The organism is Bradyrhizobium sp. Pha-3 (assembly GCF_042258325.1).
GTDB lineage: Bacteria > Pseudomonadota > Alphaproteobacteria > Rhizobiales > Xanthobacteraceae > Bradyrhizobium > Bradyrhizobium elkanii.
The window spans coordinates 8,596,548-8,621,909 of record NZ_CP170151.1; the positions used below are offsets into that span (position 1 = coordinate 8,596,548).

The 25,362-nt window shown below is 64.8% G+C and carries 28 protein-coding genes and 1 tRNA gene; 15 read left to right on the forward strand and 14 right to left on the reverse strand.

Going from position 1 to position 25,362, the window contains the following annotated elements; all coding sequences use genetic code 11:
• The 5 genes from ACE10X_RS41095 to ACE10X_RS41115 all read right to left on the reverse strand — a co-directional run bounded on the left by ACE10X_RS41095 (position 1) and on the right by ACE10X_RS41115 (position 4,415).
• Positions 1-1,641 carry a lysine--tRNA ligase gene (locus tag ACE10X_RS41095; RefSeq protein WP_375763745.1) on the reverse strand — a complete coding sequence of 547 codons (1,641 nt, stop codon included), beginning with the start codon at positions 1,639-1,641 and terminating at the stop codon, positions 1-3.
• Between the two features lie 224 nt (positions 1,642-1,865).
• Positions 1,866-2,903 (reverse strand): transporter substrate-binding domain-containing protein, encoded by a 1,038-nt coding sequence (locus ACE10X_RS41100; RefSeq protein WP_375763746.1) that lies wholly within the window; start codon positions 2,901-2,903, stop codon positions 1,866-1,868.
• Between the two features lie 91 nt (positions 2,904-2,994).
• Positions 2,995-3,585, reverse strand: coding sequence for an SCO family protein (locus ACE10X_RS41105; protein WP_038384500.1), 591 nt, complete (start codon positions 3,583-3,585; stop codon positions 2,995-2,997).
• Between the two features lie 18 nt (positions 3,586-3,603).
• A complete protein-coding gene (locus tag ACE10X_RS41110; RefSeq protein ID WP_375763747.1) occupies positions 3,604-3,792 on the reverse strand; it encodes a hypothetical protein in 189 nt (62 codons plus the stop codon).
• 155 nt (positions 3,793-3,947) lie between these two features.
• Positions 3,948-4,415, reverse strand: a complete 468-nt coding sequence (locus ACE10X_RS41115) for a hypothetical protein (RefSeq protein ID WP_028339032.1) — start codon at positions 4,413-4,415, stop codon at positions 3,948-3,950.
• A gap of 279 nt (positions 4,416-4,694) precedes the next feature.
• Between ACE10X_RS41115 and ACE10X_RS41120 the strand changes: the two genes are divergently transcribed.
• Positions 4,695-6,353, forward strand: coding sequence for an FAD-binding dehydrogenase (locus tag ACE10X_RS41120; protein WP_375763748.1), 1,659 nt, complete (start codon positions 4,695-4,697; stop codon positions 6,351-6,353).
• 78 nt (positions 6,354-6,431) lie between these two features.
• Here ACE10X_RS41120 and ACE10X_RS41125 read toward each other — a convergent pair whose 3' ends face one another.
• Together ACE10X_RS41125 and ACE10X_RS41130 are read right to left on the reverse strand one after the other, a co-directional pair.
• Positions 6,432-6,791, reverse strand: coding sequence for a hypothetical protein (locus ACE10X_RS41125; RefSeq protein WP_038384505.1), 360 nt, complete (start codon positions 6,789-6,791; stop codon positions 6,432-6,434).
• 246 nt (positions 6,792-7,037) lie between these two features.
• A complete protein-coding gene (locus ACE10X_RS41130; protein WP_194458128.1) occupies positions 7,038-7,385 on the reverse strand; it encodes a helix-turn-helix domain-containing protein in 348 nt (115 codons plus the stop codon).
• Between the two features lie 228 nt (positions 7,386-7,613).
• On the opposite strand from ACE10X_RS41130, the gene ACE10X_RS41135 reads away from it, so the two are divergent.
• The 3 genes from ACE10X_RS41135 to ACE10X_RS41145 all read left to right on the forward strand — a co-directional run bounded on the left by ACE10X_RS41135 (position 7,614) and on the right by ACE10X_RS41145 (position 9,512).
• Positions 7,614-8,246, forward strand: coding sequence for a CDGSH iron-sulfur domain-containing protein (locus ACE10X_RS41135; protein ID WP_375763749.1), 633 nt, complete (start codon positions 7,614-7,616; stop codon positions 8,244-8,246).
• Positions 8,213-8,941: a group II truncated hemoglobin gene (locus ACE10X_RS41140; protein ID WP_375763750.1), complete on the forward strand. Its 729-nt coding sequence runs from the start codon at positions 8,213-8,215 to the stop codon at positions 8,939-8,941. The genes ACE10X_RS41135 and ACE10X_RS41140 overlap by 34 nt, the downstream gene beginning before the upstream one ends.
• Positions 8,942-9,161: 220 nt before the next feature.
• On the forward strand, positions 9,162-9,512 hold the full coding sequence (locus ACE10X_RS41145) for a RidA family protein (protein ID WP_028339041.1): 351 nt from the start codon (positions 9,162-9,164) through the stop codon (positions 9,510-9,512).
• A gap of 75 nt (positions 9,513-9,587) precedes the next feature.
• On the opposite strand, the gene ACE10X_RS41150 is transcribed toward ACE10X_RS41145, so the two are convergent.
• The gene (locus ACE10X_RS41150; RefSeq protein ID WP_375764650.1) at positions 9,588-10,529 is read right to left on the reverse strand and encodes an alpha/beta fold hydrolase; all 942 of its coding nucleotides are present in this window, start codon (positions 10,527-10,529) and stop codon (positions 9,588-9,590) included.
• A gap of 109 nt (positions 10,530-10,638) precedes the next feature.
• On the opposite strand from ACE10X_RS41150, the gene ACE10X_RS41155 reads away from it, so the two are divergent.
• Entirely contained in the window at positions 10,639-11,031 is a 393-nt protein-coding gene (locus ACE10X_RS41155; RefSeq protein WP_375763751.1) for a hypothetical protein, read from the forward strand.
• Here ACE10X_RS41155 and ACE10X_RS41160 read toward each other — a convergent pair.
• The gene (locus tag ACE10X_RS41160) at positions 11,028-12,092 is read right to left on the reverse strand and encodes an aromatic ring-hydroxylating dioxygenase subunit alpha (RefSeq protein ID WP_076832425.1); all 1,065 of its coding nucleotides are present in this window, start codon (positions 12,090-12,092) and stop codon (positions 11,028-11,030) included. The genes ACE10X_RS41155 and ACE10X_RS41160 overlap by 4 nt on opposite strands.
• 105 nt (positions 12,093-12,197) lie before the next feature.
• Between ACE10X_RS41160 and ACE10X_RS41165 the strand changes: the two genes are divergently transcribed.
• The 7 genes from ACE10X_RS41165 (at position 12,198) to ACE10X_RS41195 (ending at position 17,536) form a co-directional block, all read left to right on the forward strand.
• Positions 12,198-13,106 carry a LysR family transcriptional regulator gene (locus tag ACE10X_RS41165; protein ID WP_375763752.1) on the forward strand — a complete coding sequence of 303 codons (909 nt, stop codon included), beginning with the start codon at positions 12,198-12,200 and terminating at the stop codon, positions 13,104-13,106.
• Positions 13,107-13,200: 94 nt separating this feature from the next.
• Positions 13,201-13,890: an RNA polymerase sigma factor gene (locus ACE10X_RS41170; protein ID WP_375764651.1), complete on the forward strand. Its 690-nt coding sequence runs from the start codon at positions 13,201-13,203 to the stop codon at positions 13,888-13,890.
• A 96-nt stretch (positions 13,891-13,986) separates the two neighbouring features.
• Positions 13,987-14,508: a DUF4142 domain-containing protein gene (locus ACE10X_RS41175; protein WP_028339046.1), complete on the forward strand. Its 522-nt coding sequence runs from the start codon at positions 13,987-13,989 to the stop codon at positions 14,506-14,508.
• A gap of 11 nt (positions 14,509-14,519) precedes the next feature.
• Positions 14,520-14,840 carry a cupredoxin domain-containing protein gene (locus tag ACE10X_RS41180; protein ID WP_026191945.1) on the forward strand — a complete coding sequence of 107 codons (321 nt, stop codon included), beginning with the start codon at positions 14,520-14,522 and terminating at the stop codon, positions 14,838-14,840.
• Between the two features lie 94 nt (positions 14,841-14,934).
• Positions 14,935-15,297, forward strand: a complete 363-nt coding sequence (locus tag ACE10X_RS41185; protein ID WP_028339048.1) for a nuclear transport factor 2 family protein — start codon at positions 14,935-14,937, stop codon at positions 15,295-15,297.
• 162 nt (positions 15,298-15,459) lie between these two features.
• Entirely contained in the window at positions 15,460-16,257 is a 798-nt protein-coding gene (locus tag ACE10X_RS41190) for a helix-turn-helix transcriptional regulator (RefSeq protein WP_375763753.1), read from the forward strand.
• A gap of 109 nt (positions 16,258-16,366) precedes the next feature.
• Positions 16,367-17,536 (forward strand): cytochrome P450, encoded by a 1,170-nt coding sequence (locus ACE10X_RS41195; RefSeq protein ID WP_375763754.1) that lies wholly within the window; start codon positions 16,367-16,369, stop codon positions 17,534-17,536.
• 219 nt (positions 17,537-17,755) lie between these two features.
• Here the strand turns inward: ACE10X_RS41195 and ACE10X_RS41200 are convergent, their stop codons facing one another.
• Both ACE10X_RS41200 and ACE10X_RS41205 read right to left on the reverse strand, forming a co-directional pair.
• Positions 17,756-18,685, reverse strand: coding sequence for a dihydrodipicolinate synthase family protein (locus ACE10X_RS41200; RefSeq protein WP_375763755.1), 930 nt, complete (start codon positions 18,683-18,685; stop codon positions 17,756-17,758).
• A gap of 36 nt (positions 18,686-18,721) precedes the next feature.
• Positions 18,722-19,888, reverse strand: coding sequence for an NADH:flavin oxidoreductase/NADH oxidase (locus ACE10X_RS41205; RefSeq protein WP_038384514.1), 1,167 nt, complete (start codon positions 19,886-19,888; stop codon positions 18,722-18,724).
• Between the two features lie 247 nt (positions 19,889-20,135).
• On the opposite strand from ACE10X_RS41205, the gene ACE10X_RS41210 reads away from it, so the two are divergent.
• Positions 20,136-21,155 carry an LLM class flavin-dependent oxidoreductase gene (locus tag ACE10X_RS41210; RefSeq protein ID WP_375763756.1) on the forward strand — a complete coding sequence of 340 codons (1,020 nt, stop codon included), beginning with the start codon at positions 20,136-20,138 and terminating at the stop codon, positions 21,153-21,155.
• 566 nt (positions 21,156-21,721) lie between these two features.
• On the opposite strand, the gene ACE10X_RS41215 is transcribed toward ACE10X_RS41210, so the two are convergent.
• The 3 genes from ACE10X_RS41215 to ACE10X_RS41225 all read right to left on the reverse strand — a co-directional run bounded on the left by ACE10X_RS41215 (position 21,722) and on the right by ACE10X_RS41225 (position 23,743).
• Positions 21,722-21,928: a DUF3551 domain-containing protein gene (locus ACE10X_RS41215; protein ID WP_304500415.1), complete on the reverse strand. Its 207-nt coding sequence runs from the start codon at positions 21,926-21,928 to the stop codon at positions 21,722-21,724.
• Positions 21,929-22,043: 115 nt separating this feature from the next.
• A tRNA-Gly gene (locus ACE10X_RS41220) sits at positions 22,044-22,117 on the reverse strand.
• A 108-nt stretch (positions 22,118-22,225) separates the two neighbouring features.
• Positions 22,226-23,743, reverse strand: coding sequence for a 4-amino-4-deoxy-L-arabinose transferase (locus ACE10X_RS41225; RefSeq protein WP_375763757.1), 1,518 nt, complete (start codon positions 23,741-23,743; stop codon positions 22,226-22,228).
• Positions 23,744-23,928: 185 nt separating this feature from the next.
• Here ACE10X_RS41225 and ACE10X_RS41230 point away from each other — a divergent pair, with 185 nt between their 5' ends.
• Positions 23,929-24,507 (forward strand): methylated-DNA--[protein]-cysteine S-methyltransferase, encoded by a 579-nt coding sequence (locus ACE10X_RS41230; protein ID WP_375763758.1) that lies wholly within the window; start codon positions 23,929-23,931, stop codon positions 24,505-24,507.
• Between the two features lie 9 nt (positions 24,508-24,516).
• Positions 24,517-25,356: an AraC family transcriptional regulator gene (locus ACE10X_RS41235; RefSeq protein WP_304557329.1), complete on the forward strand. Its 840-nt coding sequence runs from the start codon at positions 24,517-24,519 to the stop codon at positions 25,354-25,356.
• Positions 25,357-25,362: the final 6 nt, after the last annotated feature.

Genomic DNA, 25,362 nt, shown 5'->3' on the forward strand with positions numbered 1-25,362 from the left:
CTACGACGACCGCGCCAGCGCGCCGTCGATCATGTTGACCGCATTCTGCACGCCGTAGACCGCGACGAAGGAGCCGAAGCGCGGGCCCTTCTCCTGGCCGAGCAGCACCTGGTAGAGCATGTTGAACCAGTCGAGCGAGACGCCGGGACGGCCGTCCTTGCCCTTCTTGACCATGTCGAGGAACGGCTCGCGGCGGCCGATCTCATAGACCACGTTCTGGATGTCTTCCGCGCTCGCGTTCGCCGGCATGTTGGCGAGCGCATCGCGCAGATCCTGCAGCGCGGCGCGCTCTCCGTCGGTCGGCTCGCGGAACTGCTTGGTCGGCGCCACGAAGTCGCGATAGTAGTTGATGGCGTAGCCGACCATCGCGTCTAACTTCGGATGGGTCTGCGGCGTCACGCCCGGACGATAGCGGCCGATGAAGCCCCACAGCGTCTCGGCATTCTCCGCATTCGACGACGACACCAGCGTCAGCAAGAGCTGGAAGGTGACCGGCATGTCGGCCTGCGGCGGCTTGCCGGAATGGATGTGCCAGACCGGATTCTGCAGCTGCTGCCGCGCTTCCTGCCGCGTGAAGCCGTCGAGGAATTGCTGGTAGTCGTCGACATTGCGCGGGATGACGTCGAAATAGAGCCGCTTCGCCGCCTTGGGCTCGCGATACATGAACAGCGACAGCGACTCCGGCGAGGCGTAGCGCAGCCATTCGTCGATGGTCAGGCCGTTGCCCTTCGACTTCGAGATCTTCTGGCCCTTCTCGTCGAGGAACAGTTCGTAGTTGAAGCCTTCCGGCGGCGTGCCGCCGAGCGCCGAGCAGATCTTGGCCGACAGCTTCACCGAGTCGATCAGATCCTTGCCGGCCATTTCATAGTCGACGCCGAGCGCGTACCAGCGCATCGCCCAGTCCGGCTTCCATTGCAGCTTGCAGCGGCCGCCGGTGACGGGAACGGTGACGGTCTCCTTGGTATCGGGATCCTCGTAGGAGATCGTGCCGGCCTTGGCGTCGTGCGCCGTCACCGGCACGTAGAGCACGAGGCCGGTGCGCGGACAGATCGGCAGGAACGGCGAGTAGCTCGCCGCGCGCTCCTCGCGCAGCGACGGCAGCATGATCGCCATCACCTTCTCGATCCGCTCCAGCATGCGCAGCAGCGCGGCATCGAACCGGCCCGAGGTGTAGTACTCGGTCGAGCTCGCGAACTCGTAGTCGAAGCCGAACTGGTCGAGGAACGCGCGCAACCGCGCATTGTTGTGCTGGCCGAAGCTCGAATGGGTGCCGAACGGATCGGGCACCTTGGTCAGCGGCTTGCCGAGATGCTGCTCCAGCAGCTCCTTGTTCGGCACGTTGTCCGGCACCTTGCGCAGGCCGTCCATGTCGTCGGAGAAGGCGAGCAGGCGCGTCTTGATCTTGTCCTCGGTGAGCACGCGGAAGGCGTGGCGCACCATCGTGGTGCGCGCCACCTCGCCGAAAGTGCCGATATGCGGCAGGCCCGACGGGCCGTAGCCGGTCTCGAACAGCACCTCGTCCTTGGGATTTTTCTTCAGCCGCGCCACAATCGCTTTCGCCTGCTCGAACGGCCAGGCGTTGGATTGTTCGGCGAGCGCCCGCAGGTCGCTCGGGGTGGCAGAAGGATCAATCACGGACATTCCTCAGGTTCTCTCCAAAAAGGCCGCGAAAACTAACGCTTTCGCGGCAAAATGCAAAACGACGCTCCCTCGCCCCGCTGTTGCAGGGAGAGGGTTGGGGTGAGGGGCTCCATCCGCGTAACCGGCGAGAGAGGAATTCGCGGTGGGTCCCCCTCACCCGGAATTCAAGCTGCGCTTGAATTCCGACCTCTCCCCGCAAGCGGGGCGAGGTGAAGACCACAGCGTCAGAACGGGCTGACCGAGAAATAGCGCAGCCACAGATCGGTGAAGCGGCCTTTTTCCCAGATCCGGAACAGCGCCCAGTTCAGCGACTGCCGGAGCAGATCGTTGCCCTTGCGGACGGCGATGCCGACGCCCTCGCCGAAATAGCGGCTCTCGACAAAGGGGCCGCCGGAGAACGCGCAGCATTCGGCGGAATCGGTGCCGTTGATCCAGAACGCGAGCGAGATCGCATCGCCGAAGATGAAGTCGACCTCGCCGCGGCGCAGCGCCGCGCGCAGCGCGTCGTTATCCGGATAGGAATGGATCTCGGCGTCGGTAAACATCGCCTTGAGGTAGGCCTCGTGCGAGGTCCCGGCGATGACGCCGACCTTCTTGCCCTCGAGATATTCCGGGCGGATTTCCGGCATCACGTTGTCACGGCGCGACACGAAGCGCGCCGGCGCGCGGTAATAGGGATCGGTGAAGTCGACCTTGGCGCGCAGCTGCGGCGTCACGGCCATCGACGCGATGATGGCATCGCCACGGTTGGTCGCAAGCGCATCGATCAGGGTCTCGAAGCGGCGCATCTGGATGGTGCAGGTGACCTTGATCTCGTCGCAGAGCGAACGCGCGAGGTCGACGTTGAAACCGGCCGGATTGCCGTCGGGACCGGTGAAATTGAACGGCGGATAGTCGGTCTCGGTCAGGAAGCGGATCACGGTGAGGCGCGACAGGTCCGGGCGGTCCGGCCGGCGCCGCGGGTCCCAGAAACCCGGCACCGCCTGCGGCGCGGCCTCGGCGGCGGCCTTGGGCGGCAGGGTCGGGGCCGCCTGGGTTGCGGCTGGGGCCCCGGGCGCTGCCTGCGGTGCAGTCGGCGCCGGTCTGGTCGGCGCAGCCGGCGCGGGGGCCGTCTTGGCCGCCGGTGGTTGCGCTGCAGGCGCTGGAGGCGTCTGCCCGATCGCAGAACCTGCCAAGGCCAGCAAGGCAGCCGCGATCATGCCCGCGGCCAGGCGACGCTGGCGCGAACGGACGGCAAAGGGCTGGACAGAGGGATTTGGCATAACCGGCAATTTCAGGAAATTGAACGGCTTATAGCCGAATCGGCGCCTGAAGCGAGCGCCGATTGGGTTAATTCTGAAACGGAAATGGCGATCAGAGATACCGTTTGAGATCGGCCGCCGCCTCTTCCGGCGTCCGCTTCAGATTGAACGGCGCGACAAAATGACCGTCGCGATCCATCAGATAGATCAGCGCGGTGTGGTCCATCGTGTAGTCGCCATCCTTCAGCGGCACTTTCTTGGCGTAGACACGATAGCTCGACAGCACCTTCGCGATCGCGGCAGGATCGCCGGTCAGGCCCTTGAGGTGCGGATCGAAGCTCGACAGGTAATCCTTCATCGCTGTGGCGGTGTCGCGTTCCGGATCGACCGAGACGAAATAGGCATTCACGCGATCGGCGTCCTTACCCATCGCCTTCAGGACCTCCGAGATCTCGAACAGCGAGGTCGGGCAGATGTCCGGGCAATGGGTGAATCCGAAGAAAATCAGGGTCGGCTTGCCCTGGAGATTCTTGTCGGTGACGATCTGGCCGGACTGGTCGGTGAGCTGGAACGACCCGCCGATCGCGGCCGGCGCGGCAACGGTGCGCAAGCCGCCGATCGCCCACAGCATGAGGAACAAGCCGACCGCCAGACTGCCCGCGAAGGCAGCGAAGATCACCAATGGGCGCGTGGTCCGGGGCATGATGCGAGAGCGTCCTTGTCAGAAGCAGGCAGAGATGCCGGCCGTGATCATTTCGAAAAACACCGCGGTCCCGTAGTGGAACCAGAGCGCGGCGGCGGCAAGCAGGGCCAATCCGCCGATACCGGCCGCACCCCACAGGATCGCAAACGCCACCCGGCCCTGCGAAGCCGCTACGAGCTCGGATCGGGTGGAGATCGGCTGAACCATCAGGCTGAGATAAGCCCGGTTCCGGCAGGCAGCAAGCGCAATGGCGGTCGCAGGCCGTCAAATGATGGCGAGCGATTCCGATGCCTGCTCGTCCATGGCCCGGCGTATGACCAGGCCAATGGCCGACGAGGGGCAAACAGAGAAGCAGCCGGAGCTTAGTGCGCGGGCTTCGGCGCCGAGGCCTGGGCGTTGAGGTAGCACGGTTTGTACAGCGCCTGCAGTTGCTTGCCGCGCAGGAAGATCATGCGCCGGGTCAGACCACCACGCTCCGAAATCCATCTGCGTACCGCCGGCGGATACATCAGGTACAGCATATGGGTGGCTTCGGGATTGGGGACCGGGCGGCCGTTGTCACCGTAATCCCAGGCTGCGTGGAAGCCGAGGCTGGCGTGCGAGGTCACACAAATCCGGTCGTGAGGAACCTTGCCGAGCACGATGGTGCAGGCCGAGGCGCACAGCCCGTCGATGATGACCGTCTCGCCCGATGTCCGCAGGTCCTGATACCTGTCAACATAGACGCCGATCTTGCCGCCGCGATCGTCGGCGATCCTGACTACAGCTTGAGACGTCCCCATTCCCGCCAGCAGGAGAACCGCAGCGAGCAACCCCGTCATCAACTTCATTTTGGCCAGCCCCAGTCGAAACCGAATCTGTTTGGTCTGTGATGCAAGACAATCGTGAGCGTGTTGCGCGCGCGTATTTTTGTCCAGACGAGCGAAGCCGGTCAAAACAAATTCAAATTGGGTGTTGCGCGCACGCTGCAGTGGGACTGGGGAAAGGTCCCAAACTGGAACAGCGTGGCGCGCGTGCTTGGTGCTCCGCCGCCACAGGCAAGGTCCATTTGGCGTTGACCGCACGCAATGAGGCGGTCTTGAATCCCGATGGGACCGGGGGACTCAAACATGGCTGAGGATGCAGATGTGATCGTGGTTGGCGCGGGGCTTGCCGGTCTCGTCGCCGCAACCGAGATTGCCGACGCAGGCAAGCGCGTCATCGTGCTCGACCAGGAAGGGGAACAGAGCATCGGCGGCCAGGCCTTCTGGTCGTTTGGCGGCCTGTTCCTGGTCGATTCGCCGGAGCAGCGCCGGCTCGGCATCAGGGATTCCGCAGACCTCGCTCTGCAGGACTGGATGGGCACCGCCGGTTTCGATCGCGAAGAGGATTACTGGCCGCGCAAATGGGCTGAAGCCTATGTCGCGTTCGCGGCGGGCGAGAAACGCGACTGGCTGCGCGCCATGGGCCATCGCATCTTCCCGGTGGTCGGCTGGGCCGAGCGCGGCGGTTACGACGCGATGGGCCATGGCAATTCGGTGCCACGCTTCCACGTCACCTGGGGCACCGGACCCGGCATCGTCGAGCCGTTCGAGCGCCGCGCGCGCGAGGCCGCGAAGAGCGGACGGCTGGTGTTCAAGTTCCGCCACCGCGTCGATGCGCTCAGCGTCACCAACGGTGTGGTCGACGGCGTCAGCGGCGTGATCCTGGAACCGACCTCGGTCGAGCGCGGCAAGAGTTCCTCGCGCGATGTCGTCGGCGATTTTTCCTTTCGCGCACAAGCAGTGATCATCGCGTCCGGCGGCATCGGCGGAAATCATGATCTGGTGCGGCAGAACTGGCCGAAGCGGCTCGGCGAGCCGCCCAAATTCATGATCTCCGGCGTGCCCGAACATGTCGACGGCCGCATGATCGGGATCACCGAGGCTGCGGGCGGGCGGCTGATCAACCGCGACCGCATGTGGCACTATGTCGAAGGCATCCGGAACTGGAACCCGATCTGGCCGCGTCACGGCATCCGGATCCTGCCGGGACCGTCGTCGCTGTGGTTCGACGCGTCAGGCAAGCGGCTGCCGGCGCCGCTGTTCCCGGGCTCCGACACGCTCGGGCAACTGCACTACATCATGGGCACCGGCTACGATTACTCGTGGTTCATCCTGACCCAGAGCATCATCAAGAAGGAGTTCGCGCTGTCCGGCTCCGAGCAGAACCCCGACCTCACCGGCAAGAGCTGGCGCATGACGATCAAGCGCGCCACCAACAAGGGCGCGCCGGCGCCGGTGGAGGCGTTCAAGCAGCACGGCGCCGACTTCATCGTGCGCGACAATCTCGCCGATCTCGTCGATGCCATGAACAAGCTCGCAGGCAACGATCTGTTGCAGCTCGACGCCATCAAGGCGCAGATCGAGGCGCGCGACCGCGAGATCACCAACCCCTACGTCAAGGATGCGCAGGTGATGAACCTGCACAATGCGCGGCGCTATATCGGCGACAGGCTGATCCGCACCGCTAAGCCGCACCGCATCCTCGATCCCGAGCACGGCCCGCTGATCGCGGTGAAGCTCAACATCCTCACCCGCAAGACGCTCGGCGGGTTCGAGACCGATCTCGATTCGCGCGTATTCGGCAACGATCACCAGATCATCCGCGGGCTCTACGCGGCCGGCGAGGCCGCCGGCTTCGGCGGTGGCGGCGTGCACGGCTATCGCTCGCTGGAAGGCACGTTCCTCGGCGGCTGCCTGTTCTCGGGCCGCAATGCGGGACGCGCGGCAGCGAAGGCGGTGAACTAGGCGCGCCTTTCCCTAATGCGGGCGTCGAGGCCCGTCGGCGAGAACCGGCGGGCCTCGATTTGCTGAGTCCGAATTTGTTCAGGCGGTCTTGGTGAAAAGCGTCAGGATGCCGTTGGTGAGATTGACCGCGACAACTTGTGCCGAGCTGAGGCCCTTCGCCTTCAGCGCGGATACTGCTTCTTCAGAGGCGTCGATGGAGCCGCGAAGGTTCCGCAGGTCGTCTTCGCTTGCCTTTGCGACGACAGCCTCGACCTTTGACCGGGCGTCGGGCTTGAGTTCCTTGATGTCCACGACCTGGATGCTCCGGATGGCGGTGGGCTGGTCAGATTGAGCCTGCGGCATCGCCTTCGGTTGCGTTCCCTGCACCTGCGCCCAAGCAGGTGTTCCGAGCGAGAGCGCCGCAACGATGACGGACGCCGTAGAGATGCGGATGCGCATGACTATTCCTTGTGTTGATTACCCCCAACATCCCGCGACAACGGGCTTTCCTTGATTAAGGTTCCGCCGGAAATCCGATCTCTGGACTAGCTTATGCGACCGTCGCCGGGGGCGCTGCCAAAATATCGAAAACAACCCCATGCAAAGTACCAAGTAGCGGGCGGTGGCCGGCGTTCGAACAAGCAACTTGACACGTCGGGCAACTCAGAGGCACTCTTCTAATATTCCGAAATTACGCATCTTGCTCTAGTCTGCTTCCGCGCCGAGGAAGCGGACGCCGAACGTGTCGGCGTTGGCCTCGCCCCAATCGTAGAGTGCCTGCAGCATCGGCTTCAGCATCTCGCCGCGCTTGGTCAGGCAATAGCGCGAGGAGCCGCCGCCGCGCTCCTGCCTGACGAAACCCGAATTGCAGAGATCGCGCAGGCGCTCGGTCAACACCTTGTCGCTGAGCTGCGGGATGTCGTGGCGCAATTCGCCGTAGCGCATCGGCCGGACCTTGAGCCGGCTCAGGATCACCGTCTTCCATTTGCCGCTGAGCTGATCGATCGAGAACTCGACCGGGCAACCATATTTGCGCTTGGTCTTGCGGATCATCGCAACTCTCCCGCGGCACTTTCCATCTGGTTCGTTGAGAGCCGCCATCGATCCATCTAAGCACGCTTGGCACGGGTTGGGCGAGTTCAGGGATCATTGCAAGGCATGACAGACGACAATTCCGCCCAGGGTCCAAGCGACTAGCAACAGCCGCGCAAGCGCATCGTCATCAGACGCAACGGACCTTACGAACCGGAGCCCGGTATTCCGATCGTCGATCATCTCGGCGTGCCGATCGCAGCCGCGGCGCCGGTGCGGCTCTGCCGCTGCGGACAATCGCAGACCAAGCCGTTCTGCGACGACAGCCACGTCGCGCGCGGTTTCACCGACGCCAAGGATCCGCGGCGCTTGCCAGACAAGCTCGAGGTCTATGCCGGGCAGCAGGCGTTCGTGTTCGACAATCGCGGCACCTGCGCGCATTCCGGCTTCTGTACCGACCGGCTCAACTCCGTGTTTCGTCTCGACGAAGAGCCGTTCATTGCGCCGAGCGGCGCACGCTTGGACGATCTCATCAACGCGGTGCGCAGGTGCCCGTCGGGGGCACTCGGCATCGGCATTGGCCCCGAGCGGAATGCCAACCTGTCGGATGTCAACCGGCCGCCGCAGATCGAAGTGTCGAAGGACGGGCCCTATCGCGTCACCGGCCATGTCGAGCTGGTCGATGAGGATGGCGCATCGATCGCGCGGAACGCGGGCGCGTCGCAGGAGCATGTCAACCTGTGCCGCTGCGGCGCATCGCTGAACAAGCCGTTTTGCAGCGGCATGCACTGGAACGTCGCGTTTCGCGATCCCGTTCCCGACCCGATGCGCGAGCCGACGCTGTTCGAATGGGCCGGCGGCTACCCGCGCTGCTCGACATGACGCGCATCTTCTACAGCCGTTACGTGCCTGAGGATCCGCTGCTCGGCCCGCTATTCGCCGAGATGTCGCCGGACCACCCCGAACGGGTGGCGGCGTGGCTGAGCGAAGTGTTCGGCGGCCCGCGCTTCTACACCGAGCGCTATGGCGGCTATCGGCGGATGGTGTCGCAGCACATCGGCAAGGAGATCCGGCCGGAGCAGCGCGCATTGTGGGCGACCTACATGGTGCAGAGCGCCGACGATGCCGGCTTGCCGACCGATCCGGAATTCCGCGCCGCGTTCGTCGCCTATATCGAATGGGGCTCGCGGATCGCGGTCGAGAATTCGGGCGCCGGCGCAGCACCGCCGCCGAACATGCCGGTGCCGCGATGGTGGTGGGTCTGCAACGCAACGCCGGCCGCACGGCCGTCCGCAACCGCGAGCGATGCGCAGGCCGCGAACGACGTCAGCATGGCACTCCCCGATCCCGGCGAGACCGTGCAGTTCGAACAGCACATCCGGCCGCTGTTCCGGCCGATGGATCGCAGTTCGATGCTGTTCGCCTTCGATCTCTGGAAGGAGGCGGATGTCGCCAGGCACTGTCAGCAAATCCTGGCACGGCTCGAGGCCGGGAGCATGCCCTGCGACGGCGCCTGGCCGGCCGAGCGAGTGGCGCTGTTCGCCCGCTGGGCGAATGGGCAGAATCCGCCGACCTGATTGCGCCGAGCCTATCTCGGAGCAATTTCGAGCGATTTCGGTGAACGGCGCTGCAAATTGTGCAGTGGCGGCGCTCGCTCTGGCAGGTTAGAGGTTTGGTTCTGATCAAATCAGAACCAAACCTGTCGATCTCTTGTTTTGACGCGTTTTCTTCACGCGAAGCGGTAGCCACTTCGCTTGAAAACGCTATAGACATGCCCGCCATTCAGTGGAGACCCAAATGAGCATTCAGCGTTTCGAAACCGGCCCGCGCATGAGCCAGGCCGTCGTGCACGGCAACACCGTCTATCTCGCCGGCGTCGTCGCCGGCAAGGCGGCGGGCGGCAGCGTCACCGACCAGACCAAGGACATCCTGTCGATCATCGACGGCCACCTCGCCAAGGCCGGCACCGACAAGTCGAAGCTGCTCAGCGCGACGATCTACATCACCGACATGAAGACGTTCCCGGAGATGAACGCGGTGTGGGACGGCTGGGTCTCGGAGGGTAACACCCCGGCCCGCGCCACCGTCGAGGCCAAGCTGGCGGCGCCGCAGTACAATGTCGAGATCATGGTCGTCGCGGCCAAGTAAGCGCGCCGCAAGTCGCGATAGATGTCGGATGCCCCGGATTGCAGAATCGCAGTTCGGGGCATTTCACATCACACCTCACGCGCTGATCCGCGATCGCTCGCTCGCGGTCTCGCCGAGATCAGACTGAAGCCAGCGGGCAATCCGACGCCACGAACCGGCCAGAGCCCTGCGGCCCATGAACAGGCCGAGGTGACTACACGGCTCGGTCTCTCGTTGCAGCCACGCGGGCCGCGTGCCCAACAGCCGCATCGTCGCAAACGCCTGGTCGGGCGGAACGACAATGTCGTTCTCCGCAGCGAGCAGGAAGACCGGCAGCTTCACCGCAGCAAGATCGATTTTGCGGCCAAGCGCGACGAAGTGTCCGGCCGCAATCCGGTTCTGGCGAAAGATCCAGTCGGTCACTTCAAGGTAGTAGGTACCCGGCAGATCGAGGGGATCGCTGTCCCAGTGCGTGAAACGGTCGAGCAGCGCCCGTGCATCCTCCGACTTACGGTCGAGCCGTCGCTGCAGCGCCGCTTCCACGTCAAGCAGACTGAACGGGATACTCCATACCTTCAGCATCTGCTTGCCACTGACAATCCCATCCCCCTGACGCACCAGCGCCTCGAAGCCCTGCTGCGGCAGCGAGGCAACCATCCTGGAAAGCTCTGACGGCACCGAAACGTCGACCGGGCTGCCGGCAAGCACGAGCCGTCGTACCTTGCCGGGAAAGCGCGCCGCATAGAGCAAGGACAGCCAGCCGCCCTGACAGAGACCTGCAAGGTCGACCGGCGGCCCGATCGTGTCGACGGCCACGTTTAGATCGGACAGAAAGGTGTCGATCGAGAAATATCGCATCTCCGATGCCGCCGAGCGCCAATCCGTGAGATAGAGACGCGCAACGCCAGCCTTCTGCAACGCCTCCATCAGGCTGTGGCCGGGGGCAAGATCCGCAATCTGCGCGCGATGCAGCGCATAGGGCGCGCAGACCAGCAGCGGCCGGCCTTCGGCCGCTCTTGAGAAATCCAGCAAGCGCATCGACGGCAGCTGAAGCGCGACCGAATGGGCTGTCGTCCAGGGCAGCGACGCCCCTTCGCTCGGCGAAACTGTGGGCTCGGGCGTACGATTGGGGTACCACTGCGAGGAGATGTCCAGCGCCAATCGCGCGGCTTCAAACGGCCATAGCCAGGCGTCCAGCGCCCAGCTGGTGCTCGCACTTCGATCCGATGGATCCGTCTTTTCGGGCAAGCTCATTCACCGATTGATCGCTGCCGGGATGGTCTGGCCAACGCGGGTCACCTTCACGCTGATCAAGAACCGACAAAATCAGGTCGGATCAGTTTACGCCAAACCGGCTGGAGCGGCAGCCACGCCGGGATGTCACGATCTCGCGACCCCGGCGCGGCTTGGCAGCAAAAGCCGTCGTTTCAGCGGACTAAAGCGCGATGAGATTGGGTTGAATCATCATCGCGCTTTAGCTCCTTGTTTGAGCATGATCTTTTGGGAAAACCGCTTCACACTTTTCCGGATCATGCTCTAGGCGGCGCGTGCCGTGCCCTTCTCCGCCTCGAGCTTGCGCGCGAACAGCCAGCGGAAATAGGTCAGCGGGGCATCGGCGCCGATCGCGAGCAGCTGATAGTCCGGATCGGCGTCGAACACGCGCTGCTGCGCCTCGATGATATCCTTGTCCTCGTTGAACCCTTCCTCAAGGCTGTGCCGCAGCGACAGTGCGATGTTCGGGTTGTCGATGTCGAAATCGTGCAGGTAATTCCAGAAGAAGTGCGTGGTCGAGCGCGTCTCCGGCGTCATGAACTGCGCGTTGCGATACGACCGCGTGCCCGGAACCTGGACGCCCTTCTCGACGCCCTGCCCCGCCGGCGCGAACGTCGTGTCGAGCGTGAAGATGCCGGGCACGATCATGCGGCCGATGTTGCGGCGGTCGATCTTGTCGGTTTTGTTCGGGATCACCTTCTTGTGGTAGGGCGGCGGCTCGGCGCCCATGTGCCAGCGCTCGACACGGAAGCCGTCGTCCAGCTTCTCGATCGCGACCGGCTTGGTCTTGTAGGCGTACTCCTCCGAACCGCCGAGCGTGTTGGTGTGCACGAAGGCAAGATGCGCGAAGTCGCTGAGATTGTCGACGATCAGGAGCCAGTTGGCCTTGTAGTGCATGTAACCCGGCAAGCCGCGCCATCTGGGATCCTCGAGCGGCGGATAGTCGAGGATCAGTTTCGGATCGGCCTTCTCCGGGTCGCCGGTCCAGATGAAGATCAGATTGTAGCGCTCGACCACGGGATAGCTGCGCACGCCGAGCTTGGCGGGGATCGTGTCCTGGCCAGGAATCTGGATGCATTTGCCGTCGGCCGCGAACTTCATGCCGTGATACATGCATCTGATGTCGTCGCCCTCGATGCGTCCCATCGAAAGCGGCGCGGCGCGATGGCAACAGCGGTCGTCCAGCGCGACGACTTTCCCGCTCGACCCGCGATAGAGCACGATCGGCCGTTCCAGGATGGTGCGCGCGACCATCTTGCCGTCGATCAGTTCGTGATTCCACGCAGCCACGTACCAGGTGTTGCGCAGGAAAATTCCGTCGTCAGCCATCTCACCCTCCCGATGCAATTTGGTTGCGACGAGGTTAGGTGATTGCGGTCACCGGGATAATCCGATTTGGCTGGACACACTGTACCGGTGGATGGACAATCGGCCATGGAGTGGCGCGACTGGGAGCTGTTTTGCGAGGTTGTCGAGCATGGCGGCTTCACCGCGGCCGCGCGTGTGCTCGGCCATCCCAAATCGAGCCTCAGTGCTGCGGTGCAGCGTCTCGAAGCCAATCTCGGACTGCGGCTGATCGAGCGAACCACGCGCCACCTGCGGCTGACCGATTCCGGCGAGACCATCTATCGCAAGGTGCGCCCGCTGTTCGCCGCGCTGCACGACACCCACAGCGAGGCGCTGGCGATGTCGAGCGCGGTCGCGGGCACGTTGCGCATCAAGGCGCCTTATGAATTCGGCGCGCATCATGCGGGGCCGGTCGCCTGCGCGGTGATGGGCCGCTATCCCGAACTCGCGATCCGGATCGATGTCGAGCATGACATCGTCAACCCGATCGCCGAGAACTACGACATCGTGTTTGCGATGCTGGAGGCGCCGCTGCCGTCGGCCGGCATTGTGATCCGCCGCGTCTTCACGCTCGAGCGCGGCCTGTTCGCAGCCCCCGCGCTGCTCGACAAGCTCGGCGAGCCACGCACGCTGGATGATCTGAGAAAGCTGCCGCTGTTGACCGGTCCCAGCGATCCGCCATGGGCGATCACCGCTCCCGGCGGCGCAGTCGAGCATCTCGCGGTCGATCGCGCGCGGCTGACCAGTTCGAATGCCCATGTCCGCCTGCAGGCAGCGCTCGCCGGCCATGGCGTGCTGCGGGTCACCGCCAGCTACACCCGCGCCGCCGTCGCGGCCGGCCAGTTGCGGCGATTGCTGCCCGATCATGCCTGCGAGCCGCTCAACGTGCACGCGCTGCTGCCGGCGCGGCAATTTGTCCCGGCGAAGGTGCGCTGTTTCCTCGATGGAATGGAGGCGCATGCGCGCGGCGATCCGGAGGCCTATATCAGGCCGTAGGGGTCTTTTTGGCCGATCACCATTTTCCCGGGAACCTGTACGGCCGGTTGGCATCCAATGGTATTATTCCGCCAACAGTGAGGGCGATTCCGCCATGCGCCAGGCCCATGTAACGTCCCTGCCGCCGACCAGCTCGGGCGATGCCGAGCTCGTGCAGCGCGCGCGCGCCCGCGACGAAGCCGCAATCCGCGCCATCATGCAGGCGAATAATCGCCGGCTGTTCCGGCTGGCACGCGGCATCCTCCGCAACGACCACGAGGCCGAGGACGTGGTTCAGGACGCCTATGTGCGCGCCTTTACCCATCTCGACCAGTTCCGCGGCGACTCCAGCCTCTCGACCTGGCTGTCGCGGATCGCAATGAACGAGGCACTCGGCCGCCTGCGCCGCAGGCACAGCAGCGTCGAATGGTCCGATCTGCCGAAAGGCGCTCCTGAAGCCCAGATCATCCAGTTCCCCCTGTCGTCAACAGACGATCCGGAAAAATCCATGGCCCAGCGTGAGATCCAGCACGTCGTCGAGCACGCGATCGACGAGCTGCCCGAGGCGTTCCGCCTCGTCTTCATCACCCGCGTGATCGAGGGCATGAATGTCGAGGAGACAGCTGAGATCCTCGGCCTCAAGCCGGAAACCGTGAAGACCCGCCTGCACCGCGCCCGCACCATACTGCGCGACAATGTCGAGCGGAAGATCGGCCCCGTCGTCATGGAGGCCTTCCCCTTCGCGGGCAAGCGCTGCGAGCGATTGACCGAGGCGGTTCTGAAACGGCTCCGCGCCACGGCCTGAATTTTTTCGGGAACCTCCGCTCGTCCGCGCCATCCAACTCCTGTGCAAGCAACGACGCGCCGCGCGCTACGCCCGGCTCAACAGGAGTTTCAAACCATGTTCGTTCGATTGAGTATCGCGGTCGCCGCGCTCAGCCTTCTCAACTGCGCTGCGCTGGCACAGGGCGCAAAGCCGACCGATCCGCAGATCGCACATATCGCATATACGGCAGGTGTGATCGACATCAATGCCGCCAAGCAGGCGGAAGAGAAGGCCTCCAACAAGGAGGTCAAGGCGTTCGCCAAGGACATGGCGCGCGACCACGAGGCGGTGAACAAGCAGGCGCTCGACCTCGTCAAGAAGCTGAAGGTGACGCCGGAGGACAACGACACCAGCAAGGCGCTGTCGAAGCAGGCGGCCGACAAGCTCGCCGAGCTCGGCAAGCTGAAGGGCGCCGCCTATGACAAGGCCTATATCGACAACGAGGTCGCCTACCACAAGGCCGTCAACACCGCGCTGGAGACGCAGCTGATCCCCTCGGCCAGCAATCCCGAGCTGAAGAGCCTGCTGCAGACCGGCCTGAAGATCTTCCAGGGCCACCAGCAGCATGCCGAACACGTCGCGGCCAGCCTGAAGTAAGGAGACGCGTGATGTTGTCAGGACGCTGTCTCGCAACGCTGGCCTTGCTCGCGCTCGGCGCGATGGCCGTCCCGGCGCATGCGGCCACCATCCAGATCGTGATGGAAAATCTGGTGATCTCGCCGGCCGAGGTGTCGGCCAAGGCCGGCGACACCATCGAATGGGTCAACAAGGACGTCTTCGCCCACACCGCCACCGCGAAGAACGGCGACTTCGACGTGACGATCGCGCCGAAGAAGACGGTCAAGTCGGTTCTGACCAAGGCCGGCACGGTCGACTATTACTGCCGCTACCATCCCAACATGAAGGCGGTGCTGACGATCGCACCATAGCCTGCGCGATGACCTGCGAGGTAATCGATTGGCGCACGCGAACCTTCGATAGTCCGGACCGCCGCACAGTCCGGCACTATCGAAGGAGAGCACCATGACCGACCATGCCACCATCGCCCGCCGCTATATCGATCTCTGGAACGAGCGGACCCCAAGCCGGCGTCGCGAGATGCTGAGCGAGAACTGGACCGCCGATGCGCGCTATATCGATCCGCTGATGAGCGGCGACGGCCATGAGGGCGTCGACGCGCTGATCGCGGGCGTGCAGCAGAAGTTTCCGGACTTCCGCTTCAAGCTGATCGGCGAGCCGAACGGCTTCGGCGACCATGTCCGGTTCTCCTGGGGCCTCGGCCCCGACGGCGTCGACAGCCCGATCAAGGGCACCGACTTCGCCATGCTGAAGGACGGCCGGATCAGGAGCATCACCGGCTTCCTCGACCAGGTGCCCGGCGCCTGAGTCGCCGCTTCCACGCCGGCGATGTCGCTGCCGGAGCGTTTTCGAGCGAAGTGGATCCCGGTTCGCGTCAAGAAACGCGTCAAAACAAAGAATCCAGAGCCCCGTTCCGATTCCATCGGAACGGAAAAGGCTCTAGTCTTCCCGAAACACAGGGAGGACGCCATGAAGGCAGATTACGCCTTCAAGACTTCTGTCGTCAGCGACATCACGCCGGCGCTGCTGGCGATCGGCCGCGACAGCTTTCCAGAGGCCCTGATCGGCGCGCTACGCCGCGTCGCCGGTGTCGGTCATTGCATGGTGTTCTCGTTCACCGGCCCGCGGACCGCCGCGTGCCTGCTCGATGTCGGCAACATCCCGACCGGGCGCGACCTCGGGATCGCCTATTCCGAACATTTCCATCAGGCCGACCCGAACCGCGATGCGGTGTTCGAGGGACGGGCGCAGGCCGCACCGATCGTGCTGCCGAACTTTGCCCGCCGCATGTACAGCGACGGCTACCGCAAGATCTTCTTCGACGACTCCGACATTGTCGACAAGTTCGCTTCCGCGATCTGGATCGGCGATACCTGCTTCTATGTCAATTTCTACCAGATCACCGCGCAAGGCCGCTTCAGCCGCGAGCAGATCGCGCGCCTGGCCGCGGTCGCGCCGGCATTGACGGCGGCCGTGGCGCGGCATTTCCAGCGCGACCCGGCAGCGGATGTTGATCCGATCGAGCGGTTGAAGACCCTGTTTGCAACGGCCGAGCCGCTCGCCAGGCTAACCGGGCGTGAGAAAGAGGTCTGCCTGCGCATCCTCTCCGGTCTCAGCTCGGAAGCGATCGCCGCCGAGCTCGGCATCGGGCTGCACTCAGCCCTCACCTATCGCAAACGTGCCTATGACAAGCTCGGCATCTCCTCGCAGAACGAGCTGTTCGCGATCGCGCTGCGCCTGATGGCCTCGGCGCGCCAGCTGAACTGAACGCTCCAGGCGGTGGGGCTTCACTCTGTCCCCAGCGCTGGGGACAGACGGGTCGCGCCCGCCGGCCTATGCTCGGTTCGAAAACCTGAGGCCAAACCGAGATCACGTCGTGAGCACCGCGCCCCATTTCGACATCGACGTCCCCGCCTTCTGGCAGGATCCCTATCCGGCGCTGGCGCGCATGCGCAAGGAGGCGCCGATCGCCTTCGTGCCGCAGCTCGGCAGCACCCTGCTGTGCAGCCGCGACGACATCTTCATCTCGGAGAAGCAGATCGACGTGTTCTCGTCGCACCAGCCCGAAGGGCTGATGAACAAACTGATGGGCCACAACATGATGCGCAAGGACGGCGATGCGCATATGAACGAGCGCAAGGCGATCTTTCCGGCGATCTCGCCGAAAACCGTCCGATCGCACTGGACCGCACAGTTCGCAGCACACGCGACGCGCATCCTCGACGAACTGAAGCCGGACGGCGTGGTCGATTTCGTGCAGGCCTTCGCGCTGCCGTTCTCGGCCGAATGCCTGAAATCGATCACCGGCCTCACCAACATGCGCTTCCAGGACATGAACGCGTGGTCGCAGGGCATGATCGACGGCATCGCCAATTATGTCGGCGATCCCGCGATCGAGGCGCGCTGCCATGCGGCGACCTCGGGCATCGATGCCGCGATCGACGACATGGTCCCCAGGCTGCGCAAGACGCCCGACCTCAGCCTGCTCGGCGTGATGCTGCAGACCGACATGCCGATGGAGAGTGTGCGCGCCAATATCAAGCTTGCGATCTCGGGCGGCCAGAACGAGCCGCGCGATGCGATCGCCGGCACGGTATGGGGGCTGCTGACGCATCCCGACCAGCTGGCGCTGGCGACGAGCGGCACGATCCCGTGGCTGCAGGTGTTCGAGGAATATGCGCGCTGGATCTCGCCGATCGGGATGTCGCCGCGGCGGATCGCAAGGCCCTGGACGATCAGGGACGTCGCATTCGAGACCAATGAGCGCGTGTTCCTGATGTTCGGCTCGGCGAACCGCGACGAGAAGCACTTCGACAACCCCGACGCGTTCGACGTGCGCCGTGACGCCGGCAAGAGCATCGCGTTCGGTGCCGGCCCGCACTTCTGCGCCGGCGCCTGGGCCTCGCGCGCCATGGTCGCCGACGTCGCGCTGCCCGCGATCTTCAACCGGCTGAAGAAGCTGCGCCTGATCGAGCACAAGCCGGCGCGGATCGGCGGCTGGGCGTTCCGCGGCCTGCTGGATTTACCGCTGACGTGGGACGCGTAGAGCGGATGAGTTTCGGTTGAATCGGCTTGCTGCGATCTCGGTTTCACCTCTCCCCGCTGGGGAGAGGTCAGCGCGTAGCGCCGGGTGAGGGCTCTTGCTCTCTCGATAGACCGTGACCCCTCACCCGATTTGCTGCGCAAATCGACCTCTCCCAAGGGAGAGGTGCACCGAACCCGAGGCCAAGTCGATCCAACCTCATTTCATCATGGTCTAGGAGCTCTAGCCTCCCCAGCGCAGCACGACCGGATCGAGTGTCCGCGCGATCTCGATCAGCCCAGCACGCGTCGCCGGATGCAGCGGTTGCAGCGGGTGGCGCACCGCATCGGACTTGATGACGCCGCCCTCGCGCATCAGCACCTTGCAGGCCTGCAGCCCGCATTGGCGATTCTCGTAGTTGATCAGCGGCAGCCAGCGCGCATAGGCCTGCACCGCCTCGTCGCGCCGGCCGGCAAAGAACGGATCCATGATCTGGCGGATGCCGTCGGGATAGCCGCCGCCGGTCATCGCACCGGTGGCGCCGGCATCGAGATCGGCCATCAGCGTGATCGCCTCCTCGCCGTCCCACGGCCCCTCGATCTCGGCGCCGCCCTTCTCGATCAGGCCGCGCAGCTTGTTCGCGGCCATCGGCACCTCGATCTTGAAGTACCTGACATTGGCGAGCTCCTTCGCCATGCGTGCCAGGAAATCCACCGACAGCGGCGTGCCCGCGACGGGCGCGTCCTGGATCATGATCGGGATGTTGATGGCATCCGACACGACCCGATAAAACTCATAGATGCCCGGCTCGACGACGCGGAAGGTCGCGCCGTGATAGGGCGGCATCACCATCACCATCGCGGCCCCGGCGGCTTCCGCCTCGCGACTGCGCTCAGCGCACACCGCCGAGGAGAAATGCGTCGTCGTGACGATGACGGGAATGCGGCCGGCGACATGCTCGAGCACCGCATGCATCACGGTCTCGCGCTCGGCGTCGGTCAGCACGAACTGTTCGGAGAAATTGGCGAGGATGCAGATGCCGTGGGAGCCGGCGTCGATCATGAAGTCGACGCAGCGCCGCTGCCCCTCGAGGTCGAGATTGCCGCTGGCGTCGAAGATGGTCGGCGCCACGGGGAAGACGCCGCGATAGGGGCGCTTTGCGACTGACGTCATGATAACGACCTCCCAGGTTCCTGTCGGATTTTCTTGTCAGCTCTGGCGGAACGGCAGCGGCGGGCCATCGAGCCTGCGCAGGCCGGGCTCGCGCCGCTCCAGCCACCAACCATACTGCTTCGGCCAGGACGCGAACACCTCGCCGCCTCCACCGTCGAGCGCAAGCTCGGCATGCAGCGGCCAGTTCGGATCGAACAGCGCCTCGCGGCCGATCGCGACCATGTCGGCATGGCCTTTGGCGAGGACGTCTTCGGCCTGCTGCGGGTGCAGGATGAGGCCGACCGCGATGGTCGCAACGTCGGCGGCGCGGCGGATCTCATCGGCATAGGGCACCTGAAAGCCGTAGCCGCGCGGAATCCGCGCCGCGGTCGCCGAGCCGAGCAGGCCGCCCGACGAGCAATCGATCAAATCGACACCGCGCGCCCTGGCTTCGCGGGCGAACGCGACCTGGTCCTCGAGCGTCAGGCCGCCGTCGATGCCGTCGACCGAGGAGATACGCACCGACAGCGGCCGCTCCGTCGGCCAGGCCGCGCGCACGGTCTCGATGATCTCGAGCGGATAGCGCATCCGCCCGGCGCGATCGCCGCCATAGGCATCGGTGCGGCGGTTGGACAATGGCGAGAGGAATTCGTGCAGCAGATAGCCATGCGCGCAATGCACCTCGACGAATTCGAAGCCGGCCTCGACCGCGCGCAAGGTGGCGCGCCGCCATTGCTCGCGCAGCGCGGCGAGTTCGGCGACGTCGAGCGCGTGCGGCATCAACCAGCCGTCTTCCATCGGGATCGCACTCGGCGCCACCGTCCGCCACGGCAGATCGCCGCGGGCGCGGTCGGCCGCATCGAGAGCGGCATTGCCGTACCAGGGACGCTGCATGCTGGCCTTGCGGCCGGCATGCGCGAGCTGGATCGAGGGCACGGCGCCATTGTCCTTGAGGAAGGCGGCGATGCGCTCGAGCGGCGCGATCTGCTCATCGTTCCAGATGCCGACATCGCCATGGGTGATGCGGCCCTCCGCGACAACCGCCGCGGCCTCGACCATCACGAGCCCGGCGCCGCCCTGGGCGAACTTGCCGAGATGCACGAGATGCCAGTCATTGGCCAAGCCGTCGGTTGCCGAATACTGGCACATCGGCGAGATCAGGATGCGGTTTCGGGAGGTCACGCCGCGAAGCGTGATCGGCTGAAACAGAAGCGGCTGCGACATCGGGACCTGCGGGACGGTGTTGGCGGGAGAAATCGTGGCGGAAAGCTAGGCGGCGCGCCCCGGGATCGCAAGTCATGCCGCGGCGCAGGCGGCAAGACCTGCACGCATGCAGCACTTGCGCAACGGCGCGATCTGCAAAACCCGCGGCATCTGCCGCAGAAAAATCTCCCGGGTGTTAAACACTTTCGGTCATCCCCGGGTCACATCGCGGATCGCAATTCGCCGCGGACATCCCTACATTGCCGGCATGAAGAAAATCGGATTCCTTTCGTTCGGGCACTGGACGCCCTCGCCGCAGTCGCAGGCCCGCTCGGCCGCGGATGTGCTGCTGCAATCCATCGACCTCGCGGTCGCCGCCGAAGAGCTTGGCGCGGACGGCGCGTATTTTCGCGTCCATCACTTCGCGCGCCAACTGGCCTCGCCGTTCCCGCTGCTGGCGGCAGTCGGCGCCAGGACCAGCCGGATCGAAATCGGCACCGCCGTGATCGACATGCGCTACGAAAATCCGCTCTACATGATCGAGGACGCCGGCGCGGCCGACCTGATCGCGAGGGGACGCCTGCAACTCGGCATCAGCCGCGGCTCGCCCGAGCAGGTGATCGATGGCTGGCGCTATTTCGGCTATCAGCCGGGCGAGGGCGAAACCGACGCCGACATGGGCCGGCGCCATGCCGAGATCTTCCTCGACATGCTGCGCGGCCAGGGATTTGCGCAGCCCAATCCACGGCCGATGTTTCCCAATCCTCCCGGCCTGCTGCGGCTCGAACCACTCTCGGAAGGTCTGAGCGAGCGCATCTGGTGGGGCGCCGGCTCGAACGCCACCGCGGTGTGGGCGGCGAAGCACGGGATGAACCTGCAGAGCTCGACACTGAAGAACGACGAGACCGGAGAGGCTTTCCACATCCAGCAGGCGGCCCAGATCCGGGCCTATCGCGCCGCCTGGAAGGAGGCCGGGCACACGCGTGAGCCGCGGGTCTCGGTGAGCCGCAGCATCTTCGCGCTGGTCGACGATCGCGACCGCGCCTATTTCGGCAACGGGCAGGAGGAAGACCAGGTCGGCTTCATCGACGAGAGGACGCGCGCGATCTTCGGCCGCGGCTACGCCGCCGAGCCGGACAGGCTGATCGAGCAGCTCAAGACGGATGAGGCGATCGCGGAGGCCGATACCTTGCTTCTGACCGTCCCCAATCAGCTCGGCGTCGCCTACAACGTGCATGTGATCGAGACGATCCTGACCCAGATCGCGCCCGCTATGGGCTGGCGCTAAATCCATCGCGAACGTCAGCGATATCGACCGGCGTGCGCTCGTCACATCGGGCAGAACCGGGATAAGGACCCGCGCCGGCCGTCTTCTAGGGGGGCTGTTGAGAGGGAACGGCCCGGCGCGGGCTTGAACCGACCGTTCTCGCCGGAGGTCGGTCGGCTCTGTTCGACCAATGCCGGAACCCGCGACATCGTTCCGGCGGAACTTCGTTCTCAAACGCGGAGAACTACGGAAACATAACTGCGCGTTGTGAGAAGAACAGGTCGAGTACGGTTCGTTAGGCGCGCACGTTGCGTGAACAGATCGCCGTAATATCCCGGGATAATAGCGAAGGCCGTCTGCGGATCGCCTGGGTCAGGAATCCCTGTCGCGATTGCGCCGGGGGAGATCGAGCCGATCGACGCGCTCGTCAATCCGCCGGTTCAGGTCCTCGTCTTCTCGCGTATTGCTGCCGCGGCGGGCGCGAGCCACCAATGCACAACATCCGAGCAGAACGATCGCAAAGAGCGCGTAGTACCACCATGCCATGCACTGATCTCAAATGACGCTCGCCAATACGAGCGGAAAGGTCATCGTTCAGGCCGATGAGGACGCGCCGACCTCGGCGCATAATAGGGGTTCACCAGACAGGTCGCCGGCATGCCCACAGCGCTGGCCTGGCACTGATCCAGCGACGTGAAGATGCAGTCCATGCGCTCGCCGACCAACTCACCGTAAACATGCATGCAGACGGGATAGCGCGGATCATACATTTGCGCGGATGCCGGCCTCGTCATCCAAAGCACGCCTAGCGCAAGCAGCAGCGCTCCAAGCAACCTCACGTCACGTCTCCTGCTGTCGTCAAACACATTGCCTTGCCGACGAACTGTCCCGCGACATTTGCCTGAAGGCTGGAGCGGGCGAAGGGAATCGAACCCTCGTATGCAGCTTGGGAAGCTGCCGTTCTACCATTGAACTACGCCCGCGATCTCAATTGCTTGAGGTCGCACCTCACGGGTGCGACCGGCCGGACCATAGCCCGGGCGGAGGCAGCGGATCAAGCGCGCATTGGAGCCGATCGCCGCACCGCCCCGCTAGTGGCCCATTCTCACGAGCACGTCATTGATGACAAAAGCCGCGGCAGCAGCCGCGTCGCAGCTGCCGCTTCGTGCATAGATGCAGACATCGGCGATGCCGACGCGGGCACAGCTTTGCCTTGAATAATCCGCCGGCAAATCACCGGCGGCCGCGGGCCGCGCGAGGATGCGGTTGAAGGCCGGCCTGGTCGCCTGCAACAGCGGCGGCAGGATCAGCTCGGCGAGCGGATCGGCGGGCTCCAGCGCATAAAGCGGCGTCGTCCCAACCAATCGTTCCCGCCCCGGCAACAGCTGGAAACGGACATTGTAAAGTGCGAGGCCGCATAGCTGCGGATCGCTGCGCAGTTCGGCGGCGAGCCGCGCCGCGCCGACACCGCGCGTCCAGTAGTCGCGCATCCCTTCGCTGGCGCGGGCGAGCGTCACCGAGAGCAAGGTCCAGCCGCCAATGACGATCGGCAATGCCCAGCGGCGCCAACCGGGTTTTGCGCGCAGCCATTGCACCCAATCGGCCGATCCCAGCGCCGCGACGATGATGAACAGCACCACCGACAGGAAGACGAAGCGGTATTCCTTGTGCGCGATCAGGCTGTGGAAGACGAGGTTGACCAACGCCACGGCCAGCAACAGCGGCGCATGGCGCGAGCCGCGCCAGATCGCAGCGAGCGGCAACACGATCGCCGCCGACCAAACGATCAGGAAGTTGACGAGATAGGCCGAAGCCGGCGTCACGCCGAACTCGGTCGCGCGATCGTGCAGCAGGTTTTCCTTGATGTTGCCGATCAGCCAGGCGAACGGCACGGCGCCATGCGCAAGGTCGATCGCGGCGGAGAGCATCAACGCGGCGAGACCGCCCGCGATCAGCGCAATCAGGTTTCGCCAACGCATCCAGCAGGCGCCGAGCGCAAGCGCGGCGATGGCCGGCGCGTACTGAAAGCGGCAGACAAAGGCGAAAGCGAGCAACGCGCCGCCGATCGCGAGATGCCGCTGCGACGGACGACCGGTCACCAGCAGCGCTGCCGGCACGATCAGCGCCGTCGCCAACGGCTCGCCCAATGTATGCGGCGCGAGCAGGATCAACTCGAACCAGACCGCAGCCGCGAACGCCGCGACGACGGCATGGGTTCGCGAGATGCGTGCACCGAAGTACCAGGCGCTGACCACGATCGACAGCGACGCTGTTGCGGCGACCAGGCGCGGCACCAGGAAAGCGCCCTCGCCGCCCGGCGCAATCAAGCCGCCCACCGCGACCGGCCCGGCCAGCAATGTCGGCAGCAACCAGCCGCGAATGCCTTCGCGCCACTCCCACGTCAAGATGCCGTCATGGCCGAGCATCCGCCAGGCCGGCTCGAGATATTGAAATATCTCGTCGGGATACATCACGTTGGGCCAGAGCGCGGTCGCAAGGCGCAGGACCAACGCCAGCAACAGCAATGCGAACAGCGGATGACGACGCCCGGTCGATATCCCGGCCGCGGCTTTGTCGCCGCGCGCGATATCCGCGCCGGTGCTGGTCATCGTTCCGCCGATCGTACCGTGGAGCATGCTGACGACCAGATAGCGGGCAAAGCCTTTAAGATGCGTGACTGGTAATTAGCGGGGTCACACAGAACGGGTCGCGACATGGTTAGCTAAACGTCAAGATTCAAGATGCGCACGCCGGCGACGATGTTAAGATCGCGCGCATGGGGGCTGGTGGCGTCATGGCGGGGCGTGGGTACACTATTTTCGACACGGCGATCGGCCGATGCGGTATCGCGTGGGGTGAACTCGGCGTGGCCGGCGTGCAGCTTCCCGAGCTGCGCGAGATCGAGACCCGCAAGCGGCTATTCAGGCTTTTTCCGGATGCGCGCGAGATGCGGCCTCCCGAGGAGGTCGCTGTCGCGATCGAGGGCATCGCTGCGACCTTGCGCGGCGGCATTGGGGACCTTGCCGGCATTGCGCTCGACATGAGCGGCATCCCGGTCTTCAACGCGCGCGTCTACCAGTTTGTCCGCACCATTCCCCGCGGCGAAACCCGGACCTATGACGAGGTGGCGAGCGCCTTGCGCGCGTCCGGCGCGGTCTATTCGGTGGCACAGGCACTCGGCCGCAATCCCTTCATGATCATGGTGCCCTGCCATCGCGTGCTCGAGGCGGGCAATTATGCCGACCGGATCTCGCCGAACGGCGGCAACATCTCGAAGCGGCGGCTGCTCTCGATCGAGGGCGCCCAGCCGACCACCAGCAAGACCCTTTTTGATGTGCTGCTGCCCGTTGCACGGTCCCGGCCGCAAGCTTAAATCCCGGGTATGGTCCGAACCACGCTGCTGCAGCGCGATCGCATCACGGTGAACGAGTTCCGCTGCTCGGCGGAACCCGGCGACAAGCCGTTCGCCGAGCAGTTCGCCTCCCACTCGGTGTCCTATGTGCGCAGCGGCAGCTTCGGCTGCCATTGCCGCGGCCGCTTCCATGAGCTGGTGGCAGGCTCGATCCTGGTCGGCCATCCCGGCGATGAATACACCTGCACGCACGACCACGTGGTCGGCGACGAATGCCTGTCGTTCTTCCTGGACCCGGAGCTGGTCGAGACCATCGGCGACCGCGCGGCGGTCTGGCAGGTCGGGTCGGTGCCGCCGCTGCCGGAACTGATGGTGATCGGCGAACTCGCGCAAACGGCGGCAGATGGCAACAGCGACGTCGGTCTCGACGAGATCGGCCACCTCCTCACCAGCCGCCTTGTCGAGCTGGTGTCCGACCGCGAGGCAAAGCCCCTCACCGCGGGCTTGCGCGATCGCCGCCGCGCCGTCGAGGCCGCGCTGTGGATCGACGCCAATTCAAAGCATCAGATCGACCTCGACGATGCCGCCGAGCAAGCCGGCTTGAGCACCTTCCATTTCCTGCGGCTGTTTTCCGCCGTGCTCGGCGTCACCCCGCATCAATATCTCGTGCGCTCGCGGCTGCGCCATGCGGCGCGGCGACTCGCCGACGACGACAGCCCGATCACCGACATCGCCTATGACGTCGGCTTCGGCGATCTGTCCAATTTCGTGCGCAGCTTCCACCGCGCCGCCGGCGCCTCGCCGCTGAAGTTCCGCCAGGCCTCGCGTGGCGACCGCAAGATTTTCCAAGAACGTCTCGCGCTGCAATAGCTAGGC

Coding starts and splice junctions, on each gene's coding strand:
- ACE10X_RS41100 (WP_375763746.1), bottom strand. CDS start 2,903: ATGCCAAATCCCTCTGTCCAGCCCTTTGCCGTCCGTTCGCGCCAGCGT.
- ACE10X_RS41095 (WP_375763745.1), bottom strand. CDS start 1,641: ATGTCCGTGATTGATCCTTCTGCCACCCCGAGCGACCTGCGGGCGCTC.
- ACE10X_RS41115 (WP_028339032.1), bottom strand. CDS start 4,415: ATGAAGTTGATGACGGGGTTGCTCGCTGCGGTTCTCCTGCTGGCGGGA.
- ACE10X_RS41230 (WP_375763758.1), top strand. CDS start 23,929: ATGGCGGGGCGTGGGTACACTATTTTCGACACGGCGATCGGCCGATGC.
- ACE10X_RS41205 (WP_038384514.1), bottom strand. CDS start 19,888: ATGTCGCAGCCGCTTCTGTTTCAGCCGATCACGCTTCGCGGCGTGACC.
- ACE10X_RS41215 (WP_304500415.1), bottom strand. CDS start 21,928: ATGACGAGGCCGGCATCCGCGCAAATGTATGATCCGCGCTATCCCGTC.
- ACE10X_RS41235 (WP_304557329.1), top strand. CDS start 24,517: ATGGTCCGAACCACGCTGCTGCAGCGCGATCGCATCACGGTGAACGAG.
- ACE10X_RS41180 (WP_026191945.1), top strand. CDS start 14,520: ATGTTGTCAGGACGCTGTCTCGCAACGCTGGCCTTGCTCGCGCTCGGC.
- ACE10X_RS41185 (WP_028339048.1), top strand. CDS start 14,935: ATGACCGACCATGCCACCATCGCCCGCCGCTATATCGATCTCTGGAAC.
- ACE10X_RS41160 (WP_076832425.1), bottom strand. CDS start 12,092: ATGGCTGACGACGGAATTTTCCTGCGCAACACCTGGTACGTGGCTGCG.
- ACE10X_RS41145 (WP_028339041.1), top strand. CDS start 9,162: ATGAGCATTCAGCGTTTCGAAACCGGCCCGCGCATGAGCCAGGCCGTC.
- ACE10X_RS41150 (WP_375764650.1), bottom strand. CDS start 10,529: ATGCGCTTGCTGGATTTCTCAAGAGCGGCCGAAGGCCGGCCGCTGCTG.
- ACE10X_RS41105 (WP_038384500.1), bottom strand. CDS start 3,585: ATGCCCCGGACCACGCGCCCATTGGTGATCTTCGCTGCCTTCGCGGGC.
- ACE10X_RS41125 (WP_038384505.1), bottom strand. CDS start 6,791: ATGCGCATCCGCATCTCTACGGCGTCCGTCATCGTTGCGGCGCTCTCG.
- ACE10X_RS41155 (WP_375763751.1), top strand. CDS start 10,639: ATGTCCAGCGCCAATCGCGCGGCTTCAAACGGCCATAGCCAGGCGTCC.
- ACE10X_RS41110 (WP_375763747.1), bottom strand. CDS start 3,792: ATGGTTCAGCCGATCTCCACCCGATCCGAGCTCGTAGCGGCTTCGCAG.
- ACE10X_RS41140 (WP_375763750.1), top strand. CDS start 8,213: ATGGGCCGGCGGCTACCCGCGCTGCTCGACATGACGCGCATCTTCTAC.
- ACE10X_RS41200 (WP_375763755.1), bottom strand. CDS start 18,685: ATGACGTCAGTCGCAAAGCGCCCCTATCGCGGCGTCTTCCCCGTGGCG.
- ACE10X_RS41170 (WP_375764651.1), top strand. CDS start 13,201: ATGCGCCAGGCCCATGTAACGTCCCTGCCGCCGACCAGCTCGGGCGAT.
- ACE10X_RS41175 (WP_028339046.1), top strand. CDS start 13,987: ATGTTCGTTCGATTGAGTATCGCGGTCGCCGCGCTCAGCCTTCTCAAC.
- ACE10X_RS41165 (WP_375763752.1), top strand. CDS start 12,198: ATGGAGTGGCGCGACTGGGAGCTGTTTTGCGAGGTTGTCGAGCATGGC.
- ACE10X_RS41210 (WP_375763756.1), top strand. CDS start 20,136: ATGAAGAAAATCGGATTCCTTTCGTTCGGGCACTGGACGCCCTCGCCG.
- ACE10X_RS41130 (WP_194458128.1), bottom strand. CDS start 7,385: ATGATCCGCAAGACCAAGCGCAAATATGGTTGCCCGGTCGAGTTCTCG.
- ACE10X_RS41225 (WP_375763757.1), bottom strand. CDS start 23,743: ATGACCAGCACCGGCGCGGATATCGCGCGCGGCGACAAAGCCGCGGCC.
- ACE10X_RS41120 (WP_375763748.1), top strand. CDS start 4,695: ATGGCTGAGGATGCAGATGTGATCGTGGTTGGCGCGGGGCTTGCCGGT.
- ACE10X_RS41190 (WP_375763753.1), top strand. CDS start 15,460: ATGAAGGCAGATTACGCCTTCAAGACTTCTGTCGTCAGCGACATCACG.